This is a genomic window from Acinetobacter sp. YH12142 (assembly GCF_013418435.1).
Classification (GTDB): domain Bacteria; phylum Pseudomonadota; class Gammaproteobacteria; order Pseudomonadales; family Moraxellaceae; genus Acinetobacter; species Acinetobacter amyesii.
Window position 1 is genome coordinate 348,306 of the sequence record NZ_VPCB01000001.1, and the last position, 7,115, is coordinate 355,420.

Consider the following 7,115-nt stretch of genomic DNA (forward strand, 5'->3'; position numbering starts at 1 on the left):
ATGGGTTGGCTACAAGGCGAAGTTGCACTTATTACCGGTGGTGGTTCAGGCTTAGGCTGGGCATTGGTTGAACGTTTCTTAGAAGAAGGTGCAAAAGTTGCCGTTCTTCAACGTTCTCAATCGAAAGTTGATGCATTGAAAGAACATTTTGGTGACCGCGTGCTTGCGATCGCAGGAGATGTAGCCAGCTATGAAGATAATGTTCGCGCAGTTCAAGCAACTGTAGAACATTATGGCAAACTTGACTGTTTCGTCGGAAACGCAGGTATCTGGGATCATTACGCAGATATCGTCAATACATCGGGTGAACAGCTGGAGAAAGCTTTTGATGAGATTATGGGTATTAACACCAAATCTCTCATCTTAGGTGCCAAAGCTGCACTTGATGCATTGATAGCTTCAGAAGGTTCTATCATATTTACTTTGTCTAACTCAGCACTGTATTCGGCAGGCGGAGGCCCTGTATACACAGCGTCTAAGCATGCTGGCGTTGGGATTATGAAAGAATTAGCCTATGAGCTTGCGCCTAAAGTACGAGTGAACGCTGTTGCTCCGTCGGGTATGAATGTAAACATCAAAGGTGCTGCTTCTTTAGGCCAAGAAAACCTCGGTCTACTCGATGCACGTGATCCTGAGAAGATTGCACGCGGCATGCCGCTCAATTTCTTACCCGAACCTGAAGATATGACTGGTTCATACGTGTTATTGGCTTCTCGTCAAAACAACCGCCCATTAACTGGTGTTTTAATTAATGCTGAATGTGGTCTGGGTATCCGTGGTTTACGTCAACCACGTGCTGGCTTCTTTGACGAGATTTAATTCGCCAAATACGTAAAGGACTTACTCGGCAGCCGTCTTGGCTGCCTTCCGTTTAGGAGTCACCCATGGCCGTTAAACTTATTTGTGCATCGCACAGTCCCCTAATGGAATTCGCTTCTCCGCAAGAGAAATACAAAGAGGAAAAAGTTCGCGAAACTTTTGCCAAACTTGCGAAAGAAGTTGAAGACTATAATCCAACATTGATCATTACTTTTGGTCCAGACCATTTCAATGGTTTCTTCTATGACCTCATGCCATCTTTCTGCGTCGGTATTCGTGCCAAAGCAGCAGGTGATTGGGATTATGGTAAAGACAATGACCACATCAATGTGCCTGAAGAAACAGCAATCAGTCTGGTTCGTCGCGTATTGGATGAAGGTGTCGATGTTGCATACTCTTATCGTATGCAGGCAGACCACGGTGTGACTCAACCATTACATTTCCTTTGTGGTGGCAAGCTTGATCGTTATCCAACGATTCCAATTTTTATCAATGGTGCAGCTGCACCGATGCCAACAACCAAGCGTACAGTCGCTTTGGGTCGTGCAGTCGGTCAGTTCATTAAATCATTGAACTTAGAGAATGAACGTGTACTTGTTTTGGGTACAGGTGGTTTGTCTCATGATCCACCAACGCCGCAAATGGGTTCAGTTCCACCAGAAGTGGAAGAGTTCCTGATTGCAGGTCGTAATCCAACTGAAGAGGCACGTAATACACGTCAAGGCAAAATCATTGCTGTCGGTCAAAAACTCGCAGCGGGTGATACTTCTGTCGCAGTGCCTTTAAACCCAGAATGGGATCGTGCATTGCTTGATACTTTCGCCAAAGCTGACTTTGCTGCCATTGAAGCGATGACTGAAGCTGAAATTCGTGTTGAAGGCGGTCGTGGCGGTCAAGAAGTTCGTTCTTGGATGGCTGCTTTTGCTGCACTACATGAAGTGGGCGAATACGACATGACAACACATTGCTACGAAGATATTAGTGAGTGGATTGCGGGCTTCGGCATCGTATCTGCAGAATTGAAATAAGGAACAAACCCATGAGCCAAAATGGTATCGAAACCATCGTTATTGTTGGAGCTGGTCAAGCTGGTGCTAGCGCCATTTTAGAACTCCGTGCGAACAAGTATGAAGGCAAAATCATTTTGGTGGGTGATGAAACACATCTTCCTTATGAACGTCCGCCTTTGTCTAAAGACGTAATTCTAAAACCTGAAGAGACCAAAATCGAAATTCTGTCAGAAGAAAAATTGGCAGAACTCGGTGTTGAACATATTCGTGGCAATGGCGTTGTGAAAATCCATAGCGATGCGAAAACAGTTGAACTGAAAAATGGCGAAATTGTTGCATTTGACAAGTTGCTTCTAGCAACCGGTGGTGCAGCACGCCGTTTACCGAATTTCGATGCTTTGGGTAAACACGTTTATACCTTACGTAACCTTGAAGATTCACAAGCATTGGTGCCTGTATTACAAGCGGGTCGCCGTATTGTATTGATCGGCGGTGGTGTGATTGGTCTTGAGCTTGCATCTTCAGCACGTTCTAAAGACTGTATCGTGACCGTGATTGAAATGGGTCCGATGGTCATGGGTCGTTCATCTCCACGTGTTTTAAGTGAATTCTTATTGGCACAGCAACGTCTTGCAGGTGTAGATGTTCGTCTTTCGACTTCTATTGCTGACTGTAAGCTTGATGGCGAAGAAGTAGTGATCACGCTTGAAGGCGGTGAAGAACTTCGTGCCGATGCAGTGATCTATGGTATTGGCATTGTGCCAAATGCTCAACTTGCGGTTGATGCAGGTTTAGACGTTGATTTTGCCATTAAAGTGAATAATAACTGCCAAACTTCGCATCCAGATATTTATGCAGCGGGTGACGTTGCGACTCAGCTTCGTGACTGTGGTAACCACCGTCGTGTCGAAACTTGGGAAAATGCGAACTTGCAAGCAGGTATCTTTGCTCGTCATGTAATGGATGTAGAACATCCAACCCCAAATCCAGCGTGGTTCTGGACAGATCAATTGAATATCAACTATCAATTTGTAGGTGATATGGCTGCAAGCGAATGGATCGTTCGTGGTGAAATTAAACCTGAATTGGCGGCTGAGTCTTCATTTGTATTGTTTGGTGTAACTGACGGTGTCATTGTTGGTGGTATTACGGTGAATGCTGCAAAAGAGATGCGTCATTTGAAAAAATTGATTAGCAAGAATGCGGCGTTTGAAGCGGATAAATATTTAGATTTAAGCCAAGATTTACGTAAACTTGTAAAGTAAGCTGAATGTCTAAGAGGAGCAGACTTACGGTAACGTAGGTCTGTTTTTTTATGTCTTTAGTTTTAGCATCGCACTTATAAAGCTATTTTTGTAGTCCATGTATACAGTTTTAGCTTATATAGATCTATTCAACGGTTTTAATCCTCCCAGCCCTCCTTTTTCAAAGGAGGGAGTAGTCTTTGTGAAGAATGGATTTCGTTTGGATGGTTCCCTCTCTTTTTTAAAGAGGGGCTAGGGGAGATTATTGATCGTTTGAGGAGAAGTCCTTATACCCCAAACGATCGGGTGGCATTCATACCGCCTCCAATTTAGTTGATAAAGGGGAGAACAATAATTGGTCTTAAACTTTATTAGTTAATGGTCTTACGAGTAGTTCCAGATCTGAATAGTGGGTTTCAGGTTAAGTCGTTAGAACAATCAAATTTGAGAATGAAATGAAATCTTCACTGCCGCTGACGGCAAGTATATATGCTCTTTTGGTACTGATTTGGGCGACGACGCCGCTCGCGATTGTGTGGAGTGTGCAGGAAATACATCCGATGTGGGTGTTGATTATCCGTTACTTCGGCGCATCTATTATTGCGCTGTTTCTGTTGAAATTGATGCGTGATCCTTTGCCGTTTGATGAAACCTCATTAAAAAGTTATGTGGCAGGGAGTTTGAATTTGATTGGCGCACAGTTGTTTATTTATCTCGCAGCCAATTATCTCACCTCTGGTTTAATGGCACTGATTTTTGGTTTTTCACCCTTAATTGCCGGTTTGATTGGGCATGTAATTTTAAAAACACATAAATTGGTCGCTTTGCAGTGGTTGGGCATGGCGGTTGCAGTGGGTGGTTTAACTTTTGTCTTTGCAGATTCTGCAGATAGTAAAGTCAATCCAATTGGCGTTGTACTGATGCTAATCAGCATGGTGTCGTATATCAGTTCGATTTTTTGGGTGAAGCAGATTAATGCACCGTTAAAGCCGATGTCACAGGCAACCGGTTCCCTGATTGTTTCTGCTTTAGGATCGATGCTCATTATTCCATTTATTTGGCAGCATTTTCCAACCGAATTGCCAAGTGGCCGTGCCATGATAGGTTTTGTCTTTACCATGATCATGTCATCTATTGTGGCAATGCTGTGTTACTTCTGGCTGATCAAACGTTTGGCGGCATCAACGGTGTCACTCAGTAATGTGATGACACCTGTCATAGCATTGGTTTTGGGAGCGACGTTGAACAGTGAATATATTAGCTCCAATGCCTTTGTTGGAATCGTGGTCGTGATGTTTGGTATTGTGATGTACTTTTGGAAAGAGTGGCGCGAGCAATATTTTAATAAAGTACGTTGAACCGTGTACATCTACAGAATTATAAGGAAGCTGCGGCTTCCTTTTTTTTCTATACCTTTGCGCTAAAGAGCGTGTTTCACATTGAACATGATGGCATTGTCGAAACAATCGACAGTTGGTGTAAAAACAACAAAATAACAAACAACAGCTACAGTCAGTTTGAGTACTATGGAATGAGCTATAAAATCAAATAGATCTGTTTGATAAAAATAAATTTAGGACAATTTTAAATGTCTGAATCTAACAAAATCGTGGTATATGCAGCGCTCTTCGGCAATTTAGCGATTGCACTGGTGAAGTTTGTCGCTGCCTATATCACGAATAGTTCGGCCATGTTGAGTGAAGCTATTCACTCTGTGGTTGATACTTTAAATGAAATCTTACTGCTCTACGGTATGAAAAAATCGCAGCAGCCAGCAAATGCACGCCATCCGTTTGGCTATGGGAGAGAGCTGTATTTTTGGGCTTTTATTGTGGCGTTGATGGTCTTTGCTTTGGGTGCGATCGTGTCGATTTATCAAGGGATTAGTCATATTTATCACCCCGAAGAAATGCAAAATCCGATGATTAACTATATCGTATTAGGTATTGCGATTTTGTGTGAAGGGACCTCTTGGTTTGTGGCATTGAAAGCATTTCGTAAAATCAAAGGGAAACAGGGCTATTTTGAAGCATTTCGACGCAGTAAAGATCCGACGACATTTACCGTGTTATTTGAAGATTCAGCAGCGCTGATTGGTCTGTTTATTGCCCTGATCGGTATCTATTTATCACACGCGCTGAATATGCCAATGCTTGATGGTCTGGCATCAATTCTAATTGGGGTTGTACTCGCTATTTCAGCAATTTTACTTGCACGTGAGACTAAAGGATTGCTCATGGGAGAAACTGCTGATCCACAATTGAGGCATAATGTCTTGATGGTTGCAGAGCAAGATCCAGCAGTGCATTCTGCCAATGGGGTGTTAACAGAGCAGATGGGTGCACATCAAGTTTTGGCATCTTTGAGTCTTGAATTTAAAGATAATTTAACGTCAGATGATATAGAAGCTTGTGTCAACAGAATTGAAGCACAAATTAAACAGCTTCATCCTGAAATTGTGGCACTCTTTGTCAAGCCTCAATCTCGGAAGGTTTGGCTTGAGCGCATGAAAGGTCGTCTTGATCAATAGGTCTGCGAGGTTAAATACTTTGCAAGGTTTGTCAGCATAGTGAATGAATTTTAAATACACATGAATCAAAAAACTCAATCAGCACAGTTTCAAATCAGTACTAAAAGCTGTATGAAACATACGTGGACGAAGCCTGTATTTGATTATCTGGCAACTGACCATTTTAATGGGGAAAAATTCTTTAATACCCTTCGAAATCCAGATGCGTTTACGCGTAAAGATATGCTGAAATGGATCATGACGCGTAAAAGCGATACATGGAAAGTAGATTGTGAGCAAGAATACCAACAGTTTTTTGCTTCTTCGCGTAGCATTCCGCACAATCGGCCATTGGCTAAAATGGATGATTGGTTGGTTTGGTTTGTCGGACATGCGACGGTTTTGATTCAAATTGGGCCATATAATTTTTTGACCGATCCTGTATGGGCGGAGTATGCAGGCCCACGTCAAGGGACTGGACCACGACGTGCTTGTCCTGCAGGAATTGCCTTAGAAGAATTACCTACAATTCATGGGGTTTTACTAAGCCATAATCATTATGATCATATGGATTTAGCAACCTTGAATTGGTTACATGAACAATTCGCTATGCCGATTTATACTGGTTTAGGCAATGCTTATTATTTACCCACACATTTCAATGTCATTGAACTTGATTGGTGGCAATCGGAAATGTTTGAAGATTTGCGTATCGTTTATACGCCTGCACAGCATGGTTCAGGTCGTGGTTGGCGAGATCAAAATCATGCCTTATGGGGAGGTTTTTCCATCGTGCATAGTACAGGACATTTCTTCTTTGCTGGAGATACGGGCTATGCCGCGCATTTCAAACAAATCCATACACGCCTAGGTGCACCACGAGTAGCGTTATTACCGATTGGAGCTTATGAGCCACGTCGTTTAATGAAATATTTGCACATGAATCCCGAAGAAGCTTTTCAGGCGCATAAAGATTTACAGTCAAAATGTTCATTGGCAATGCATTATCGGACGTTTCAGTTGACTGATGAAGCTAGAGACCAACCTGAACATGACTTACATCATGCAATGCGAAAAACATCAAAGTTAATGAATCCATTTTTAACCATGCATGAAGGCAAAAAATTGGTTGTTTAAGGATTAGGGTGTGTTGACATTTACAGCCGATAAATTGAGCTAAAGAGGCAACCATATAAATATACAAGCTAAAGCAACAGCGCTTTGATAGTTACGTTTTAGCTTATCGTATCTTGTGGCAATTCCTCTAAATTGTTTTAATCTACAAAATGCATTTTCAACTAAATGTCTGATTTTATACATATACCAGTCCATATCATCATTGCTAGATTTGGCATTTGATCTTCGAGGAATGTTTGCTTTCGTATTACTTTCTCTAATTTTCTTTCTGAAACTTTCTGAATCATAGCCTTTATCTGCACATAGCATTTCTGACTCTGTTAAATCTAATTTTGATACAAGATCAGGTGCAACCTTAATATCATGTGAAGTTCCATCTGAAATAATAAATTCAAT

General features: G+C 42.0%; 7 protein-coding genes. 6 read left to right on the forward strand and 1 reads right to left on the reverse strand.

From position 1 onward, the window contains the following. The 6 genes from hcaB to FTU77_RS01710 all read left to right on the forward strand — a co-directional run bounded on the left by hcaB (position 1) and on the right by FTU77_RS01710 (position 6,719). Positions 1–819 (forward strand): 3-phenylpropionate-dihydrodiol/cinnamic acid-dihydrodiol dehydrogenase, encoded by an 819-nt coding sequence (hcaB, locus tag FTU77_RS01685; protein ID WP_067763930.1) that lies wholly within the window; start codon positions 1–3, stop codon positions 817–819. Between the two features lie 65 nt (positions 820–884). Beyond that, positions 885–1,847, forward strand: coding sequence for a 3-carboxyethylcatechol 2,3-dioxygenase (locus tag FTU77_RS01690; RefSeq protein ID WP_180007135.1), 963 nt, complete (start codon positions 885–887; stop codon positions 1,845–1,847). Positions 1,848–1,858: 11 nt separating this feature from the next. After that, positions 1,859–3,094, forward strand: a complete 1,236-nt coding sequence (hcaD, locus tag FTU77_RS01695; protein WP_180007136.1) for a 3-phenylpropionate/cinnamic acid dioxygenase ferredoxin--NAD(+) reductase subunit — start codon at positions 1,859–1,861, stop codon at positions 3,092–3,094. Positions 3,095–3,528: 434 nt separating this feature from the next. Then, complete coding sequence (locus FTU77_RS01700) at positions 3,529–4,431, forward strand: DMT family transporter (RefSeq protein ID WP_180054331.1); 903 nt, start codon at positions 3,529–3,531, stop codon at positions 4,429–4,431. 230 nt (positions 4,432–4,661) lie between these two features. Continuing rightward, entirely contained in the window at positions 4,662–5,603 is a 942-nt protein-coding gene (locus FTU77_RS01705; protein WP_078192768.1) for a cation diffusion facilitator family transporter, read from the forward strand. 60 nt (positions 5,604–5,663) lie between these two features. Then, positions 5,664–6,719: an MBL fold metallo-hydrolase gene (locus FTU77_RS01710; protein WP_180054333.1), complete on the forward strand. Its 1,056-nt coding sequence runs from the start codon at positions 5,664–5,666 to the stop codon at positions 6,717–6,719. Positions 6,720–6,758: 39 nt separating this feature from the next. On the opposite strand, the gene FTU77_RS01715 is transcribed toward FTU77_RS01710, so the two are convergent. Continuing rightward, on the reverse strand, positions 6,759–7,115 hold a 357-nt coding region (locus tag FTU77_RS01715), incomplete at its 5' end, for an IS5 family transposase (RefSeq protein WP_180054335.1).